Origin of the sequence: Streptomyces mutabilis (assembly GCF_014649815.1) — a bacterium.
Classification (GTDB): domain Bacteria; phylum Actinomycetota; class Actinomycetes; order Streptomycetales; family Streptomycetaceae; genus Streptomyces; species Streptomyces mutabilis.
The window spans coordinates 1-1146 of record NZ_BMTT01000088.1 but is presented as its reverse complement, the minus strand read 5'-3'; the positions used below and the strand labels follow the sequence as shown (position 1 = coordinate 1146).

The following is a 1146-nucleotide window of genomic DNA, read 5'->3' as shown; positions in this document are numbered from 1 at the left end:
AATATATCGCCTACTCAACTTGCGAAGCAATTTAACGTCTGTCGCTCTACTATTTACTCAACCAAAAAACGCTTTCAGCACCACCACACCTTGAAAAGCAAGCCTAGAAAGGGCAGGCCTCAGAAGCTTACCTTCGCTGAAAAGCGCTATATATATCTGCTTGCCCGCCGGAGGCCAAAGATAGGCTACAAGGCCCTGATCGCTAGCAGTGGTTTTTCAATCTCTCACTCTACTATTAAGCGCGTACTTAGGACTTTTCAATTAAAAAAATGGAAAGCTAAGAAGCGTATACCTCTAAGACCTGATGTGGCTAAAAAACGCCTTCAATTCGCGCGTACGTGGGCCAATTCTACCTATTTATCTGAAATGATGTTTTCGGACGAATGTTCTGTCCAACGAAAGTCGAATAATTCAACCCAATATGTGTTCCGCTTTTCTAATGAAGCATATAGAAAAGATCTAGTTAATCTAACAAACCATGGAAAAGATATTTCTCAAATGGTTTGGGGCGCTATATGGATTGGTGGCCGATCTGAATTGGTCGTTCTAGAACGCGATGAAGTATCGCCTCGAGGTGGATACTCCACCAAATCCTACCTTGCCTGCCTAGAAAAGGGGCTTCTACCAATCTACAAGCCTGGCTCTATATTCCAACAAGATAATGCAAAGATTCATGTTTCCTACGAGGCGCAGGACTGGCTTGAAAGGCATGGAATTTGGGTGCCGGATTGGCCTGCACACTCGCCTGATTTAAATCCTATTGAGCACCTCTGGAACCTGCTTAAAAAGAAGCTTTTAGAGCTCTATCCAGAGCTCTTTCTAGGCGGCAGATCACAGATTGATTGGACGCAATTTAGGGAGAGTATTCAAGCTGCTTGGTGGGCTATTCCTCAGGAGCGAATAGATCGCCTTATTCGCTCTATGCCACGTAGACTTCAGGCTGTACGCCTAGCACGCGGCTGGTATACAAAGTACTGATATGGGGAATCCATATAATCAATTTGTAGATCAATATCATTTAAATTGGTTGAGAAAATCGAGTTTGAATTCATTGCATTTTTTGCCGAAATGGCGGGTGTAGTCAGACTTTTGACCCCTAAGTTTACTAGCCTGTCTCACATACAGCGTGGACCAATAGTAACAATG

Annotated in this window: 1 protein-coding gene; it reads left to right on the top strand. The window is 43.6% G+C overall.

Features of this window, described 5'->3' with window-relative positions; genetic code table 11:
* Positions 1–978, top strand: a 978-nt coding sequence (locus tag IE142_RS39615) for a transposase (RefSeq protein ID WP_191889402.1), incomplete at its 5' end; no start/stop codon positions are given.
* Positions 979–1146: the final 168 nt, after the last annotated feature.